Origin of the sequence: Sphingobacterium multivorum, assembly GCF_900457465.1 — a bacterium.
Classification (GTDB): Bacteria; Bacteroidota; Bacteroidia; order Sphingobacteriales; family Sphingobacteriaceae; genus Sphingobacterium; species Sphingobacterium multivorum.
In genome coordinates, this window is the sequence record NZ_UAUU01000002.1 from 262,551 (window position 1) to 281,398 (window position 18,848).

13 protein-coding genes are annotated in these 18,848 nt (G+C 37.6%); 4 read left to right on the forward strand and 9 right to left on the reverse strand.

Going from position 1 to position 18,848, the window contains the following annotated elements:
• The first annotated feature begins 38 nt into the window (after positions 1-38).
• From DTA23_RS01325 to DTA23_RS01335, 3 genes are all read left to right on the forward strand, one after another.
• On the forward strand, positions 39-620 hold the full coding sequence (locus tag DTA23_RS01325; RefSeq protein ID WP_112373617.1) for an NAD(P)H-dependent oxidoreductase: 582 nt from the start codon (positions 39-41) through the stop codon (positions 618-620).
• A gap of 122 nt (positions 621-742) precedes the next feature.
• The gene (locus DTA23_RS01330) at positions 743-2,017 is read left to right on the forward strand and encodes an adenylosuccinate synthase (RefSeq protein WP_112373618.1); all 1,275 of its coding nucleotides are present in this window, start codon (positions 743-745) and stop codon (positions 2,015-2,017) included.
• A gap of 12 nt (positions 2,018-2,029) precedes the next feature.
• Positions 2,030-2,596: a Crp/Fnr family transcriptional regulator gene (locus DTA23_RS01335; RefSeq protein ID WP_112373619.1), complete on the forward strand. Its 567-nt coding sequence runs from the start codon at positions 2,030-2,032 to the stop codon at positions 2,594-2,596.
• 113 nt (positions 2,597-2,709) lie between these two features.
• On the opposite strand, the gene DTA23_RS01340 is transcribed toward DTA23_RS01335, so the two are convergent.
• From DTA23_RS01340 to DTA23_RS01350, 3 genes are all read right to left on the reverse strand, one after another.
• Positions 2,710-3,945, reverse strand: coding sequence for a porin (locus DTA23_RS01340; protein ID WP_112373620.1), 1,236 nt, complete (start codon positions 3,943-3,945; stop codon positions 2,710-2,712).
• Positions 3,946-4,247: 302 nt separating this feature from the next.
• Positions 4,248-5,783, reverse strand: coding sequence for a RagB/SusD family nutrient uptake outer membrane protein (locus tag DTA23_RS01345; RefSeq protein ID WP_070565144.1), 1,536 nt, complete (start codon positions 5,781-5,783; stop codon positions 4,248-4,250).
• 11 nt (positions 5,784-5,794) lie between these two features.
• Positions 5,795-9,037, reverse strand: coding sequence for a SusC/RagA family TonB-linked outer membrane protein (locus DTA23_RS01350; RefSeq protein WP_112373621.1), 3,243 nt, complete (start codon positions 9,035-9,037; stop codon positions 5,795-5,797).
• Positions 9,038-9,513: 476 nt separating this feature from the next.
• Between DTA23_RS01350 and DTA23_RS01355 the strand changes: the two genes are divergently transcribed.
• A complete protein-coding gene (locus tag DTA23_RS01355; RefSeq protein ID WP_172462288.1) occupies positions 9,514-9,876 on the forward strand; it encodes a VOC family protein in 363 nt (120 codons plus the stop codon).
• 60 nt (positions 9,877-9,936) lie between these two features.
• On the opposite strand, the gene DTA23_RS01360 is transcribed toward DTA23_RS01355, so the two are convergent.
• From DTA23_RS01360 to DTA23_RS01385, 6 genes are all read right to left on the reverse strand, one after another.
• Positions 9,937-10,629, reverse strand: a complete 693-nt coding sequence (locus tag DTA23_RS01360) for a TonB family protein (protein WP_070565134.1) — start codon at positions 10,627-10,629, stop codon at positions 9,937-9,939.
• A 68-nt stretch (positions 10,630-10,697) separates the two neighbouring features.
• Complete coding sequence (locus DTA23_RS01365; protein WP_112373622.1) at positions 10,698-11,561, reverse strand: DUF1735 domain-containing protein; 864 nt, start codon at positions 11,559-11,561, stop codon at positions 10,698-10,700.
• A 12-nt stretch (positions 11,562-11,573) separates the two neighbouring features.
• A complete protein-coding gene (locus tag DTA23_RS01370; RefSeq protein WP_172462289.1) occupies positions 11,574-13,082 on the reverse strand; it encodes a SusD/RagB family nutrient-binding outer membrane lipoprotein in 1,509 nt (502 codons plus the stop codon).
• A gap of 78 nt (positions 13,083-13,160) precedes the next feature.
• Positions 13,161-16,322, reverse strand: a complete 3,162-nt coding sequence (locus DTA23_RS01375; protein ID WP_070565125.1) for a SusC/RagA family TonB-linked outer membrane protein — start codon at positions 16,320-16,322, stop codon at positions 13,161-13,163.
• 456 nt (positions 16,323-16,778) lie between these two features.
• On the reverse strand, positions 16,779-18,032 hold the full coding sequence (locus tag DTA23_RS01380; RefSeq protein ID WP_112373623.1) for a FecR domain-containing protein: 1,254 nt from the start codon (positions 18,030-18,032) through the stop codon (positions 16,779-16,781).
• Positions 18,033-18,043: 11 nt separating this feature from the next.
• Positions 18,044-18,610, reverse strand: a complete 567-nt coding sequence (locus DTA23_RS01385) for a sigma-70 family RNA polymerase sigma factor (protein ID WP_112373624.1) — start codon at positions 18,608-18,610, stop codon at positions 18,044-18,046.
• Between the last annotated feature and the right edge of the window lie 238 nt (positions 18,611-18,848).

The window sequence follows — 18,848 nt, forward strand, 5'->3', positions numbered from 1 at the left end:
GTAGCCCTATTTCTATTTTTGTGATGTAATAAAACATCATGGAGAAAAAAATACTGATTATCAATGGCCACCCGAATCGGGAATCTTTCAATTTTGGCATCGCAAATGCCTATCAAGAAGCTGCGGCAGCGTCCGGAGCTACAGTACGAACAATCCATATTATTGACCTAGATTTCAATCCAAACCTTGAATTTGGTTATCGTAAACGGACAGAACTTGAGCAGGACCTACTTCTTGCCTGGGAAGACATCTTATGGGCCGATCATTTGGTCTGGATACATCCCGTTTGGTGGGGCGGTCTTCCAGCCTTGATGAAAGGCTTTATCGATAGACTTTTTTTACCTGGACGGGCTTTTCAATATCGCGAAAACTCTCTTTTTTGGGACAAATTACTCAAAGGAAAATCTGCTCGGATCATTACAACACTCGATCAACCAAGTTGGTATTATGCTTTAGTTTACGGCAGACCAAGTGTTAATCAATTAAAAAGATCAACCCTCCAATTTTGTGGAATATCGCCTGTGAAAGTCACTTATATCGGTATTATCAAAACTTCCGATCCTATTAAGCGAAATAAATGGATACAAAAAGTACAACAGCTCGGACACAAACAAGCTTAAGCGCAATCCAAACGCATTAAGACTGCTGGCCAAATGATAATGAGGAGCACTTTTTGCCAAATGGCAATTGGCCTCCGCCTTGCAAGCCCTAGCTTTGACCATAATTTCAAGACAAACGCAACATGGACATTCTAATTGGGCTCCAATGGGGAGACGAAGGTAAAGGAAAATTCATTGATCTGATCGGAAGCGACTATGATATTATCGCTCGGTTTAATGGCGGCGCGAATGCCGGACATAGTATTTACTATCAAGGTAACAAAGTTACGCTTAAACTACTCCCATCAGGCATCTTTTCACCGCATGTCAAAAACATTATCGGCACCGGTGTGGTGGTTGACCCATTAGCATTTAAAGCAGAAATCGAAGAACTAGCGCACATTATGCCAGATCAAGATCTCGTTGATAGAATTTTGATATCCCAAAAAGCGCATCTCGTTTTACCGACCCATCGTTATTGGGATATCTATATGGAACAGTCCCCACTGTATCGCACGATAGGAACGACCAAAAATGGAATTGCGCAAAGTTATTCCAATAAAATACTCAGACAGAACCTTCGCGTTGGTGATATTCACTCGGATAGTTTTGATACTGACGTATATCAAAATTTAAACCGTCAATACAAAGAACTACAGTTTTTGGGGCAAGAAATGCCTGCATTCGAAGAGCTCTACCACACTTTTATTCAAGGATGCACTTCCTTAAAACAAGTGCCAATTATAGATACCGAAATCTTTTTGAATAAGGCAATCCGAGATGGGAAGAAGGTATTGGCGGAAGGCGCGCAGGCAACTCTGCTTGATATCGACCATGGAAGTTATCCCTATGTGACCTCATCAAATACGATAGCCTCCGCAGCCTGTGTAAGCTTGGGTGTGTCGCCTAAAGTGGTGGACAAAATTTATGGCGTTACAAAAGCCTATTGCACCCGTGTGGGGAATGGCATTTTCCCAACAGAGATCACAGGGCAAGCTGCCAATGATTTACGGGACAAAGGAGCTGAATTCGGTTCCAATACCAAACGTCCCCGGCGTGTCGGCTGGCTGGATCTACCAGCATTAAAATATGCCATCATGTTAAACGGAGTTACGGAACTCGTTCTTACGAAAGCCGACATTTTGAACGAAATGGCTGACATCCCCGTCTGTACCCATTATGAAATAGATGAACAAAAAATTTCGTTAGCATTTCCCCAATCTTCTGAACAAAAAATTAAACCGATCTGGAAATATTTAAAAGGTTGGAATACCGATTTCTCTAATATCAAGCAGGCAGACTTACTTCCAGAAACCTTGGGTACATTTATCTCCTTTTTAGAAGAAGAGTTACAAGTTCCCATAACGTATCTTTCAACAGGACCACAACGTGAAGATTTGATTAACTTAGCGAAGTAATACAAAGGTAACATGGAGCAATTACTGGAATACATCCGAAAATTTGGACAGCTCGATTTGCGTGAAGAGAATTTAATTCGACAGGCATTCGAAAAAAAGAATATTTCAAAGTCAAGCTATTTTGTCGCTTGCGGTAAAGTAAACAATAGCATTGCTTTTGTGGAATCGGGGGTATTCCGTTCGCTCTATTACAACAGTAAAGGCGACGATTTTACGCGTTATTTTATTTATGAAGGTCGTTTTATTGGGGATCTTCAGAGCTTCTTGGATCGAACACCTTCCAACGACTATATAGAATCCCTCACAGATAGCGAAATCTGGAGCCTTGATTTTGAGAATTTTACGCTTCTTGAAAAGGAAATTAAAGTTTGGCCGTTGTTGATGGCCAAACTTTATGCTTTTGTGGTGGAAAGTAAGCTAAAAACGGCAAATACCATGATGAATCTCGATGCCAAAGAACGCTATCTCCTGTTCTTGAAGCTTTACCCGGGTTTAGCCAATCGTGTTCCATTAGCCATGTTAGCGTCCTATTTAGGGATTACCGCATCATCACTGAGCCGGATTCGGAAAAACATCTAAGTGTCGGGAGATCTCTAAATCAAATGGCCTAAACAACCTACTATATTGGTCAAACTAAATATTGATCCTCCCCCTTAACACCGATACTCGCGAAAAAACAGCACTGAGCCAATTTACCAACGATAAAGCAGCCTTGTAGTGAAAACATTATCTTTCAGATCAGCCGAAAAGTTTGGTAAACTTGTGGTTTCGTTCGTTACATGCTCATTATATACAGTCAGTTTTATCCTATTGTTAATCTGATATGCAAGACCATAGCCCAGCGTACTAAACTTAACATCGCCATCGGCCGTAAAATTATCAGGCATGCCGATTGTCGTGCCACTTGCTTTCGTATTTGGATCATATACGTCATACGCTATCAATGCAGTAATACCGGTCTTCGCAATCTCCTGCGTAAACCAAAGATAATATCCATTAAATTTACGTTGATAAAGGTCTGTTGTCGGCTGGGTTGTAAAACTTCTGCTGGCGTAGGGTCCTTTAATATCGACACCACCGGCAACTCCAGGCTGGTCTCCTGCCACATATTCGGTTTTGAAACTGGATTTCCCGAAGCTATTATCAAACTCTACCTGTAAGTTTGCTCCATAATAGTTCCTGCCGATGGCTTTACCTTCATTCTCATCACTGGTATGCGCTGTATAACCATTGCTATTGGGCGTATAGTACGTTTTCGTATCATTACGCACTGAACCTTTATAGAACGAGCCGCCAAAGCCCAAATGAAGTTTTTTATCGGCTAAACTATCAAATTTAAAAGCAAGATTACCGATCAGGTCCTTTTTAGAATCATAGTCCTTAGCGGAGTGACCACTACCGTTCACCAGGGCTAAATCTAAATTTAAGAATTTAACTTTACCCCCAGGATGATAACTTACCATCCCTCCAAGATCACGTTCGCGTGGCATCAACGTCTGGAATACACGTGCCCGTTCCGGAAAGTCACGATAGCCCGATGAGTATACAATGGAATATCCAAAAGGTCTATTGAAAAGTCCCGCAGTTAAACTAAGGCCTTTTTGACTTGGGTGACGCAATTGAATAAAGGCATCCATTAGTTGTACACCGTCTTGAGTAGCATCCAATTGAAAGACAATACTCGAGTAAGTATCCACCCGATCAATTTTAAGACGTCCCCTGCGGATCATAAATCTGTTATCCGAATTCTTTGAAAAATCCCCACCTGAAAAGGACGTAATTCCAGGAGATTGTGCCTTTTGAAACTGTGTTTGAAGATACCCCGTAATCTTGATATCATGTGGATCATAGCTGGAGGGCGCATTATTATTTTGCGCAAGTGCTACAACGGGTCCTATCAGAGCTAAGAGTAAAAGTGCTTTTTTCATGAGAATTTTAAATAAATTATCCTTTTCGCTTGTGGTGATATGATACGAGCAGAATCATTTTTCCTTCTTCTATTCCATCATCTTTCAACGGCGTAAAAATAGATTCTCAATATTAAGTTAATATTAATAAATTGTTAGTCTATTAATTTATATACATAAAATTAACGATTTAGTAATATATCACCTTGGAGGTCGTTTCCAGACATTGAGAACTCATACGATCTCGATTATATTTTAAAATAAAAATGGCCGATACATGAAATTCACGTATCGGCCACCTAACTATTGATTCCTTCTTAAAATTATTCCAACCCCTTATTATAATCGCTTTCACGAAGAGGTATAGCCCAAGTCCATTTATTTTTATCTTCTGGCTTAATTGTAGTAACCAATGAAGTCAAGAAATTACCACCGCTAGCAAAGTCTTTTCTCACGATAGTATCGCCCCAACGTTTCATATCAAACCAATCGAATCCTTCGCCCCATAGTTCAACCGCGCGATAAAGTTTAATTTCATTAAGTAGATCTGTACCTGTTTTTGTACAAACATAATTCACATCCCTTCCTGAAGTAGCGTTTAATGCATTAAGAACACCTTGAACTTCGCTTGCTGCCTTATTTTGGAAAAATTTTGCTTCAGCTTCAATGAGATACATTTCGGAAGCCCTAAAATGATTCACATGGCCGATACCAGGTATATCATTTGCTTTAAACTTGAAATTCATATACGCAAAAGGAACTGCAGTAGCTTGTAAATCTGGAAACAATTTAAATGCCCTTGCTTTCATAGCTGTCCCCGCAACCCCAGTCGCAGTAGTATAAGCTTCGCCCTTTGGATCCAAAAACAAATCTCTACGAACATCAGTCGTCGGGATCTTATCGAACAATTCTCTACTGATACATTTTGGTGTTGTTCTTACGGCACTAGCTGTTGAGTTATAAGCAATGTAAGACTGGAATGAATAGAAGTACAATGTTTCGTCAGAGGCTCCATAACTACTCCATATCCACTCGCCATTTGGAGTAGAAAAACCGTTTTTATAATCAGCGTTACTCATCAATTTATAATTTTTACGAGCAAGAACTGCATATTTTTCTGCATTAACGTAGTCCTGTTTGTTTAGTGCTGCCCTTGCATAAATCGCGTAAGCCACATCCTCATTCACTTGGAAATTTTTATCGGATTCTCTATCCAATTTAGACGATTCATATAGCGCTATCGCGTCATTCAAATCTTTATAAATTAAATCATATGTCTGTCCTAAAGTAGATAAAGGCATGTCTCCTGTTGATACGTCGGTTCTTAGAACTAAGCCTCCAGTTTGACCATTATTGGAATCCTTCCATCTATTTCCGTAAATCTGAGCTAACATCATATAACTATAAGCTCTAAAGGTTAATGCTTGTGCTTTTATGAACTCTTTTTCAACGGCTGGTCCCTCCGCCCCATCAATACTAACGACAATTTGATTTGCATTACCTATAATCTTGTAATAATAATACCAAGGATAATAAAGGTAAATACTCGTTAAATTTTGATTGTAATTTGCATTAATGATGTCAGCCCAACCACTTAAGTTAACAAAAAAGTTATTTCCGGGATAATTCCCGTAATACATTTTGATTGTTCCTTCTCCATTAAAGCCCTGACTTCCCAAATATTGTTGGGTCATCATCTTAGCTAAGCCATTTACAGCTAACTTGGCATTTTTTGTTGTTTCAAATACCGTAGGAGTACTTACAGAGTCTGTAGGAAGTGTCTCTAAATAGTCCTTTTTACAGGAAGCTAGCAACAACACTCCTGCAAATAATACTTTAATATAATTTATATTTTTCATCCTTTTATTTCTTATAGTCCAACTTTTACTCCAAAAGATACAGTACGCGGAGTTACCCAAGCATTTGTACTAGTACCGTTCCATTGCTGTTGCGGGTTCATTCCTTTGCGTTTCGTCATTGTTGCCAAGTTTTCGATCCCCGCAACAATTCTTACTGAAGACAAATCTATTTTACTAACCAATGTTTTTGGCAAACTATAGCCCACCGCAATATTTTTGATAACTAAATAAGAGCCATCCGTTAAAAAACGATCACTTGAATAGTTGTTCATATTGCTCTGTGAAAAGTTAATTGCTGGAATACCATTCGGATCCAATCTATTTATAGAAGTCGCAGTCATACCTTCAGGAATTCCATTCCATGACTTCATAATATCTGTATGCATAGCACTTGGCGTACCAGACATAGACATTAAACCTGCATAAGACGAATCAAATACTTTACCTCCGATAGCGTAAGTAAATAAAGCCGAAAAACTAAAATTCTTATATTCAAAGTTGGTATTGAAACTTCCATTCATCTTAGGAATAACAGATCCCGACCAATCCCTTACACCATAATTGGATGGATTGGTAACATAATATTTTCCGTTAATCTCGATTAATTCAGCAGCTGGTATAGCTGCCTTTTCAGGAGCTGAACCATTTACATTAAATCTTTGTGTATCTGGAAGATACAGAGAACGCCCGGTCATTTGATCTACACCTGCAAATTTAAACATCCAGAAATCATATCTTCCACGTCCTTCCATCCATTTAAAATTACCAGTGATAATACCATTTTCTCTATTCTCTTCTGGTAATGCTAATATTTTGTTGGTCAACCATGTTGCATTCGCCCCAATATTCCATTTCCATCCATCACCTTTCAAAACATCGACATCAAATGTTAGCTCAAAACCGCGATTTGACATTGAACCGATATTACGTGTAATTGTGGAAACAGCAGAAGAAGTAGATGTCGCACCGGCAGATAGCGGCAAATTAACGTCAAATATCAGATTTTGTGACTGCTTATTAAAGTATTCAAAGCTTAAATTTGCACGCTGAAATAAACGTGTCTCAATAGCTGCAGAAAAAGAACTTGAAGTTTCCCAAATCAGATCCGGCGACGCATTTTGTTTTTTATAAAGAGCCGCCATATTTGCATTTTGATCTATATCATACAAAGCTAAGTGCGCATATTTATTAGCACTTTCATCATTTCCAACTTCTCCATAAGATGCTCTTACTTTCAAATCATTGACGATATGAAGTGCATCTTTGAAAAAGTCTTCTTTGGAAACTATCCAACTTCCACCTAATGACCAAAAGTTACCCCAACGATTTTCAGGACTGAATCTAGAAGATCCGTCTCTTCTAAAGGAGGCCTCAGCAAAATACTTACCATCATAATTATAGCGAGCGCGAGACAAGAAACTTTCGACGCGATAGTCTTCTTGGTAATCATACAAAGAAGTAATCTTGGTAAAGTTAACCATGTCAGTTTTTCCCGCAAACGTCTCATCTGTTTTATAACCATACAAGTAGCTCCAATTATCGGAATAATTTTCATGGCCCGCTAAAACATCAACGTGATGCTTTCCAAAGTCCTTATTCCAACTTAACAGTTGTTGTAGCGTATAATTTTTGTACCGATAAATATTTCTAGCAGCGCGACCTTGTCCATTACCATCTCCTATCACTGCATTATTATAGGTACGGCGTTCCGAATTACGAAGATTCAAATCACCATTTAGCGTGAACGTAAAATCTTTCAGGAATTTAAATTCGAGGAATCCTCGACCGTTTACAGTATTTCTAATCGTTTGATCGCTGTTCAATTCATTTTCCCAAATAGTATGCCTTCCAACATATTGTAATCTTGTGGATTCACCATTATCGAATTGTTTATCTCCTAAAGCATCTAATGCATAGGTACCATCAGGATTATGTAAATGAATCGGATAAATTGGTGCAATTGAGCGTGCATAATTAAAAGGATTTGTGAAAGAACCAGCATCATCCGTGGAACCGCTTATTCTATCTGAAATTTGGTGTGATCCTGCTAAATTGAAGCCGTATTTAAACCAATTTTTAGCTTGCAATTCCGCATTTAAACGACCTGTAAACCTCTTTAAACCTGAATTTTTAATATAGCCCTTTTCGTCCAAATATCCAGTAGAATAAAAGACTTTTGCTTTATCCGTGGCTGTATTCCCATCAATATTATAATTTTGACGATGTCCTATACGATCTACTTCACTAAACCAATCCAAGTCATCTCGATATCCACTTTTAATTTGCGCATCGGAAACTAGCTTACCATTCGCGTCAAATAATTTATCATCATCTTTATCATAAATGTTTAGTTTAAGATAGTTACTTACCAATGACTTTGAAGCCTCATCATTTGCAGATTGGTTTGTCGGATATTTGGTTGAGCTACTTGTCAATAAGTTATTTCGATACCCCATCCACATAGCCTCCATGAATTGTCTATCATTCACTCGGCTATATTCTGCAATACCTCTTGAATAAAACCCTTGATCAGTGGAAACATTCACTTGTGAGCGTCCAGCTTTTCCTTTCTTTGTTGTAATAATAATAACACCATTACTTGCCCTACTACCATACAAAGCTGAAGAAGAAGCATCTTTCAATACCGATATACTTTCTACGTCATTCGGGTTTATATCGGAGATATTACCACCAAAAGGAACACCATCGACAACATAAAGAGGGTCATTCGAACCATTTAGTGATGAAAATCCACGAATCCTTATACTAGGTTCTGCACCTGGCATACCAGAAGTATTGTTCAGTTGAATACCAGCAGCAGATCCTTCTAAAGCTGCAAATGCATTGGTAACCGGTCTCTTTTCGATATCCTTCGCAGAAACAGATGTTACTGATCCAGTTAACGATTCTTTTTTTGCAGTACCATAAGCGACTACGACAACCTCATCTAATGCTGTATTCTGATCCTCTAGTGACACGTTGAATAATGACTGTCCATCTTTAACGATTATACTCTTATCAGAATGACCGACATACCTGAAAACCATCACTTTACCAACAGGAACTGATAAAGAATATTTTCCATTTGCATCTGTTTGAGTAGCAATGTTTGATCCTTGAACAGCAATTGTCACACCGACTAATGGTTTACCATCAGCTCCAGTTACACGACCGCTTACTTTCTTCTCTTGCGCAAAAGCAACAGAAGAAAGGATCATACTCCCCACGAAAAAACTGAGTAGTTTGTGTTTCATATGTTTATGTTTGTTTAATAGTAAGTAGTTTATCTAACTAAAAAAGATAAAAGCACCAAAAGGACTTTTAATATATGTTTTTCTAAAAATTATGAGTCTATTAGACTAATACAGTTAGTGTGCAAAACCAAACATGAAATGTTAAAATTTTGTTAAAAGCAAAGATAAAACAATCTTTTAAAGATGCAACAAGAAGTTAGAAATAGAATTAAAAAACTGGAAAACAAACGATATAAATCATAGTATTTCACACAAAAAATAACACACAAAAACACTAAATACCAAACAATTACACAAACAACTCACCTTAATCCAAAAAAGTAAATATTTTTTTCATGAAGTAACAATAAATACTGCAATATTTTGTATTTTTCATCATAAAACTATCATTACAATCGATAACAATATAAAAAAAAACACATAACTACTATCAAAAAGACAAAACAATAGTTCAAAACAATCAAAGGCAAATAAAGATGAACTACAAAAGCTTAAATCCAATATTATATACAAAAAACTTAGATCAAACTATTCAGTTCTATACTGAAAAACTCGGGTTTACATGTGTTGAAAAAAACGAAGCATTGGACTGGATTTTATTGCAAAACGGAACGATAGAAATCATGTTCTCCCATCCTGTTGAAAGCATTGCTTTTGAAACAGCACAATTTACTGGTTCCTTTTATTTTAACGTAGATGATATTGATAATTTATGGGAAGAATTGAAGGATAATGTCAAAATATGTTACGAAATACAGACTTTCGAATGGGGAATGCGAGAGTTTGCTATATATGATAATAATGGATATGTATTTCAGTTTGGGCAGGAGATAGCATAAAAAAACCACTTTAGGATATAAATGAACTAAAGTGGTTTTTTAACACTACTCTAACGTGCTTTACATATGCCCTTTGTAAGATTTAAAGTCAAGAGACAAGGGGTAAACCACTTCAGACACAACATCTACACCTTTTTCTTTTGCTGGAATCCATTTTCCTGATCTCAAAAGGGCTCTTTTTGCGTTCTCCAAAACCTTATAGCCCGGGTCATTTTCGAAAGCAACATTGGAAATCACACCCTTTGTATCTACTGTAAAACGCAAATTAAAAGTTCCTTTTACCCCAGCGTTTAATGCCTCCTTAGGATACTCAAAAGTATTAGAAAAGTTTTTATTAAAAGCTTTCATTCCTTTTTCCGGAATAGCGACATGATCCTGGCTATCAGCAATTTCTTCTGATGAAAGAACATGATATGGCAATCTAACCCAAGAAGCCACTTCTTTATTATCCTTAACCGCAGGTGTCCATTCTCCTGAAACTTTCAAAATACGGATAAGACGTAATGCAATTTGGTCTCCAAGATCTTTAACGATATCTGCAGAATCTATCTTCCCTTTTTCATTTACACGAAATTCAACGATCACATCACCAGAAATATTCTTATCAATTTCGGATGTTGTCAACACTAGGTTCTTACTTAGATCTTTTACCAAATTATCGTATCCAATCTTTGGTGTAGCCTCTTTATTTTGCGCCTTGCATACCAGCACCACCCCAAAACCCATGAATAAAGTTAAAAAAGACTTTTTCATAAGATAAAAATTAAATAGTAAAAGCAGAGGAAAAGACATTACTCTTCCTCTACTTATTAATTGATTAACTAATCTCTCGGTCCAGTGTAGACAAATTTCTCTTCAAAAGTACGTCCGCCTCCATTTGAAGTCCAGTTTACTGTAAGTGTTTTAGTCGCTGGATCGTATTTACTTGTTGGCTTAGTAGCAATTGGTAATAAAGTTGTCATTTCTACTGTAATATTGTTCGTAGCTTGATCAATAGTATAATTTACAACATTTGAATATGTTCCCAAAAGTCCTGGTTTCAATTGACATTTATTTCCGCCAATTGTTACAAGTGTTACTGTCTTATTTGCATTTGGAACAAGAGCAGTGTTTGCAGAAGTTGTATAGGCATAAGTTCCGTCGAAGAAATTTTTACCAGAGATTCCAACAACCATTTTACCAAAGTTTCCAGAGATATTTCCAACTGAAGCAGATTCAATAGAAAATCCAAGCGCATAGCTTTTATCAAAAGTAAACATACTGGGCTTTAAATCAACAACAAACTTACCTACTCGTTCCCCCTTCTTTATGACAACATCGAATGAAGAAATACTATACTGTGAAGTAGGAAGTGCTACAAACTCATCGTCCTGATCATCATTGTATTCGTCAATTAATGAATTATCTAGCTTAACCTTCACATTAATATCATTCGGGGCAGTATTTGAACCTGCATAATTTACTTCTAATACCAACTGCCCTGTTGGATTCATATCAAATGATAATAAATATAAGGGTAGCTTACTAGTAGTACTTGATTGAATAAAACCAGGATTCTTAAATTCGATAATATTTGATATTGCCCCTGGAGCATCTGGCCCAATCAAAACTTCATCTTTCAAACAAGATGAAAATATAGTGGTAATAACCAATCCTAAAGAAATATATTTTAATATTTTTTTCATGTTATTTTAAATTTATCTAGCCCAAAAAATCTTCGAAGTATATTTATCTATTGAAGGAATATTTGCACTATTATAGTTAAACTCAGTATTAGGATACATCACTCGCGTAGGCAACTTATCTGTAGCTGTAGCTTCAGAAGTTATTGAAACAAATGTATTATTTCTGTTTGCAATATTATTAGGATAATATGCATTTGTATTCGGGTTAATCAATGAAGGATACCCTGTACGGCGATATTCGTTCCATGCCTCATGTCCAAACAAAAAATTGAAAGCAACATATTTCTGTGTAATTATGGCTTGCAATTTTTGTACATCCGAAGTGGCGCTTGCTATATTTACTAAATAGTTATTGGCATTTTCTGCTTTATAATTTGTTAAATAAGCTGTTAAATCGGCTGCAGAAACAGTTGTTGCATCCGCTTCATTTCTATTTAAATAATTATACGATGCTTTAATCCCCTCATCAAATAAAGTAGCCACAGTACCAGAAGTTATCCCTTTCAAAGCAGCTTCCGCTTGTAAGAAATAACTTTCCGAAGCCAACAAAATTGGCTGACCAGCCGCGGGGCCTTTTAATATTCCTTTTCCTGTATAGGATGTTGAAGAAGTACCTAAAAACCAAGAACTTGGTGCTTGACCACGACCAGCATCAGATTGCTGGTATCCCAACTGATTTACAGGCGTAGACACCCCTGTCTTATAAATTAAATTAGCGCGAGCTGCATCAGATATTTTAGTACCATTATAAAATGTCATAATATAGGGCGTTGGCGCATATTGACTTGCAGCTCCTACAGCCGCTCCATCATAGGAATAAGCCCAAGCATTCCACATTGGATTTTGCTTACCGTCATTTTTAGTAAAGCCAGGATTAACAATCACATCAGCTGTTACAAACCCAACATCATCTAGTGTTGTTTTCGTAAATTGAACTTTATCTTTAGCACGCAATAACATTTTTAATTTCAACGTATTGCCTAATTGCGCCCATTTAATACCATCTCCTTTATATAAAAAGTCTGTATTTTTAAATAAAGTTGAAGATGTGCTCGTCTTAAAATAAGCTACCACGCTATCTAATTGTGTACCCAAATCCTTATAGATATCCGTTGCTTTATCATAGGCAGGAGTAAGACTTGCTTTCCCTTTTAAGGCTTGTGAATAAGGAATATCATTATAAGTATCTACCAGATTCACATAGTTATAGACTTTCAATAGTTTTGCAGCAAAATATAAATCCATTTGACCCTGTGGCTTGGCCGTATTTTCAACATATTGAAGATCATTCAATATATCATAACTTGTTGACCACAAGGAGTTAAAATCAGTCGTAGTAAAATTATAGGAGATAATTGATCCCCAACCAGAAACTCCACCACCGTTTGCACGATAACCGACCAGTTGTGTACCATAGCTATTATATGTAGGTACAAGGCGTGCTGTAGCTACTAAAGCCTGTGGAAAAACAAGTTGAGGAGTAGACTCTGTAGGATTATTGGGGTTATCATTGATATCCAATGCCTTGGAACATGAGGCTAAGCTCAATCCCAAGCAAGCGTATAGTAAAAATTTATTTCTTTTCATTTTAAGATCAAATTAGAGAGTTAAGTTCACAGAAAAACCGACATATCTTGATGGAGGCGTTTGACCCAAATTAGTCAAACCAATTGCATTACCATTTGACGAGCCATTTCCATCAGAATATTCTGGATCGGTATAAACATTTGATTTTGGCGTCCAGATAAATAAATTACGTCCTTGAACACTTACACGAGCCCCTTTAATTACGTTTTGACCTGCCAAAAATGATTTTGGGATACGATAACTCACAGACATTTCGCGAATTTTCCAAAATGCCGCAGAAGTAATATAATTTTCTTGGATACCCGTACGAGGCCCAGCAATTGACCAATATCCTGGTCCACCGTCGCGTACTGTAATATTTGTATTTTCCACGTATGATTGAGATGCCTCATCCCAATATGAAGAATTAGGAATAACAAAGCGGTCTCTGTTATAAATTCCGGTGTTATAGCCTGCGCCCGAAAAATCAAATGTACTACCACCCGCGTTATAAATATAATTACCTGTACGGTACTCTGCTTGCGTATGGAATGATAAATCTTTCCAAGTCAAATCTAAATTAAGGCCAAGTGTGTGCGTAGGCATTGCTTTACCTAATATTTTGAGTGTACCATCTGATGAAGGATATCCAGTAACAGGGTCAACGATAATTCGACCTAAATCATCACGTTTGTAATAGGTACCTCTCAATACAGGGAAATCTTCTCCAGCTACCGCGTAAGAACCGGCACCAGCACTCGACCCACTAGTATAGGCTCCCAATTGTAAAACTTCAAGTCCTTCTGCAATAGATTCAACTTTATTATTAAAATATGCATAATTTCCACCTACACTTAATTCCCAATTATCTGTACGAATTGGGATTACATTTAATTTAGTTTCAACTCCTTTACCTGTTGTTGTACCCGCATTTACAAGATAAGACCCATAACCTGTTGCTGTAGAAATTCCCGTCGGCACAACGTTATCAGTTGTGCGATTATCGTAATATGTGAAATCCCAATTGATGCGTCTTTTTGCCCAAGCAGATTCAAAACCTACCTCAAAAGAACGCGTCATTTCAGGCTTCAAACCATCTTGTACTAACTGATTACCAACAGTATGCCCTCCAATTCCATTATATGGATAACCTGCTCCTTGTGAAAATGTTGGCAAAAGACGATAAGCACCAAAGTCTGTTGATGACCCTAAATTCACTTGTCCTACTTTAGACCACGATGCTCTCACTTTTAAGAAATCTAAAGCTTTAAAATCTTTCAAACCTTCGAAGGCATCCGTTGGGATAAACGATAAGGCTGCTGACGGATAGAAGAATGAACGGTTATTTGGCTCCAAAATAGAAACCCAATCATTACGTCCTGTTACGGTCAGGAATAGGTAATCCTTATAGCCAACGTCAATTTTACCCGTTAAACCAAATGTACGTGCCAGGTAATTCGCTTGATTAGCACTTGGGTTGTTGGTACTATTACCCAAATTATAAATCTCAGGAACAGCTAAACCAGATACGCCCGCAGACATTCCAGAATATTCATTTTGAATAAATTGAAAAAGTGCAGTATAGTCAATTTTGAAGTCCCCAGTTTTATTATAGGCATGCGCTATAAAATCCGACACAATTCGAGTAGAATAATTAAATCCGTCCGTAACGCCACCTAAAATATTTTGATATTTATAGGTAGACGTTCCAGCCCAAGATTTTGTAAAATCTGAGAAGGTATATACGCCAGTCGTATTTTTATAGGATTGATTTGATGTAGTAACACCGACACGTCCCAAAACATCAAACCATTCAATTGGTTTATATCTTAATTCCAAGTTACCAATAAAATAATCATTTCTAGTCCGGCTACGATAATTATCTGCCATAAAATAAGGATTATTATAATAGGCATTGAAATAACCATCAGGGGAAGCAAATGGATTATTTTGCCAGTCTTTATAATCGGTCAATGGAATTTGGCCAGGCGTATTTAAAACTCGCTCATAAATATTTGCTGCAGCAGAAGTCGTGTTGTACCTATTTTGAGCGTAATATGTCGAGTAGGTCAAATCAAGTCCTTCCACCAATCTACGCGTTCCAGAAAGCCGTGCCGAGGCTCTATTGTATTTATCACCTGGAATTGTACCCGTTGAAGTCAAATATTGACCTGACAAACGTAATGAACTATTTTCACTCTGCGAAGAGATCGACAAGTTAGTCATATTGGTTACACCTGTATCCCAGAAACCGTCTTTTCCTTTTTTACCTGCATAGCTATACGGAATACTTTGGATGCTACCATCTTGTAATGGATCCCCAATTGGTCGAATTACGCCGTCATAAATTGGACCGTATTGCTGATTTTCATGCGGGTTATAGATCTGCAAATCATTGTCAGCTCCCGATCCAAATTGCTTTTGCATCTTCGGAAGAAAGTTTACAGATTCGAATGTAGTCGTATTCTCAAGATCTATTTGGAAGCCTAGACTACCTTTACCTTTTTTAGTTGTTACGATCAAGGCCCCGTTGGCCGCTTGAGAACCATACAATGCTGCAGCATTTGCACCGTTTAGTACAGTAACATCCTCGATATCATCTGGATTTAAGTTACCCAAGATCGATGAAGGGACGATAACGTTATCAACAACGATGAGGGCTTCGTTGTTACCTGTAAGTGAGCGCATACCGCGAAGCATAACCCTAAAATTAGGATTAACCCCCGATGTAACACCTTGTACCAGTAAACCGGCAACTTTACCGGTTAAACCCGTAACGACATTGGACGGCTTTGCTTGCATTAAGTCTTCAGCCTTAATTGTAGTCTGTGCAACACCGACAGAACGACGGCTAGCAGTTAACCCCGCACCAGTTACAACGACTTCATCCAAAACAGACTCATTGTCACTAAGTTGTATATTATACAAACTGGAACCTTGTGCAACTGTGATTGTTTTGTCTGAATAGCCTACAGAACGAAAGACTAAAATTTTTCCAGTAGGAACATTAATGGAATAGTTACCGTTTGCATCGGTTTGTGTGGCTTGGTTAGTACCTTGAATAACAATAGTAACGCCTGGCAACCCCTCGCCATTTGTACCTGTCACTCGTCCACTAACCTTCTTTTCTTGGGCGAATGCTACCGAAGTGAGGATAGCACCACCCAATAAAAAACTGAGTAGTTTGTGTTTCATATGTTTATGTTTAATTAAGTATGTTTATTTAAATTCTTGGCAATAAAGCACCTTGGCTAGCGAATTTTTTACTTCTCAATAATTATTATAAGCTATGTTAGTTAGTCATACATCTTTTAAGTCAGCAATGTCAGCTGTTAAAAAATGTTAAATACAAATTTATAACTTTTTTTAACTTTTGCAATGCAAGCATAACTTTGTGATAACATTTATTTCACAATAAAGTATAAATAATTGAAATACAGGATTTTATTTTTCAAAATACATTAACACAAAGTAACATACTTATCATACCAATTCTATTTATGCATGTTAATTAATTCATTAATTCACTTATTCAACCTCATCCTCTGATCAGACTTCCATTTTTAAACATAAATTTCTCGTAAAATTCAGTCCAACCTTAATCCCCTAAGCCCCCTTATCTGTACACTTTACCTGACTCATAAATACCTCTCATTTCATCGCCGTACGACTTTCCTTATGATCTTCAGGGCAAAAACTTATCATCCCTTTTTTCTCATACATTAACACCCCAGCGTCGCGTATCACAGCATAGACCTTTTCCCGACTGGTCTTGTAGCACACAGTCGTACTTATGAGCTTATTCGGTATGCAGTTCATATTTTTGACCGTAAATCCATGCCAGCGGCTCATCTGCCAGACAAATTCTGTCAGTGGGACATCTTTGTATTCCCGGACAGCATTCGCCCATTGCGAAGCTTGTTCAAAATCCCCATTCGTTAAATAAAATAAACTATCCCTTCGTATTTCTTCACCCTTCGGTAAATAGGATTTGATAACCGCAACTTCATCCAAACATTGAAGCACCTGTCTTTTGCTTGATCTGCGATCAGAAACTAAAACTTCTCCATATGATACCGTTGCTCGCGTAAACTGGGCATAAGAAGCTAATTCAAACCTCCCGTAATCACTCAAAATTTTCCCATTGCTAGTTTGTATTACCATCACGCCCCCAAACAGTTGTCCAGGAATATCTATAAGCGCCTCGCCCTCGATAAACAGATGTGTACTATCTCCTTGCGTCAACGGATAACGAAGAGTTGATTGGGCATTTAGCCGGACCCGCATACCGTACGGAAATTCTATAACACATTGCTGACGAGCAGCTGTTCTGATCACGATATCCGTCTCGTTGGCATTTATTTCCCGCCCACTGGATGATTTATCAAATTCCAATACCCCCTCGGCGGTCTTGGCGAGCGAAATACCGTTTAAATCAAGCAATACTCCGGTTGCATTCGTATCCAATCGAATGATAGATGAATCAGCAAGCATTATTGTACCTGCAGATTCAGACAATGGTATTTCCGTACCAGAGGACATACTAGCACATTCCAGACCGATTTCAGCCCTATAATTCCTGTGTTTTGAAATCAAAATTACACTCGACACTAAAACAAATAAAACCGCTGCTGCAGCACACCCCCACCATAATTGCCTTTTCTTTTTCCTAGCTAACCGATCTCCCGCAGCCCGGATCTGTTCAAAATCAGGCCGCCAATCGAATGACAGTTCGTTTGACCGATCATTAGACATTTCTTCGATCACCTCGGCAATCATTGCATCAAATTCCTCTTCACTAAAAATTTTCTCCGCTGCTTCTAATTGATCGGATTCTGTCAAACTGATACTCGCGTCCATACGATTTCTGATCAGTTCTTTTACATATGTTCTGTTGTAAATCATTTCACCATGTATTAAACAAATAAGCCCATAAGATCTTTCAGCTTTTTTCGGATCACCTTAAGTGCCCTCGACAGTTTATTTTTCACCGTCTGTTCTGCCATTCCATAGGCTGCCATTAATTCTTTATTACTCCTGCCTTCAAACTTCGATTTAATGACGAGCTCCCGATCCTGGGGAGGCAATTCTTCACAAGCCTCCAAGATCAGCATCTCAAGTTCGTTGTAGGCAAATCTATCGTCTGCGCATTGACCACTAGCCATGTCCAGACCATTATCGAGCGAAATCTTATTATATTTTGCCTTATCTCTAATGTAATAAAGAGCTTTATTTTTGGCTACGCGTTGCATCCAATATACAGGTGCTTCTAGCTTTGCGACCAATTGCCTTTTTTCCCAGATTACAATTAATGTCTCATTCAATACATCCTTGACTAGATCGTCATCATCATAAATAAAACGACGGATATACTTTTCCAGACTCCCGCCATAATGCGCAAAAATCTGCTCAAGCGCTGCATTAGGCTTTGAGTCTAATAATTGAAAAAAGTAACGATCGTACATATTTGTTTCTTTTGCCATTCGTCTATCCTCTCTAACATCATTTTCAATAAATTAAAAACTTAAAAATCAGATACTTATAAAAAACACAGCGTATTAGCAGGTACGAACTAGCCTTTATTGCTAGTAGTATATAGAAGAATTAGAAGATTAGATTTTAAATCAGTAATAAGACAAAGGTAATAAAAGCTATATAACAAACCAAGAAAAACAACATACAATATACTGATTATCAAATAGTTGAATTCAAAATTCGACC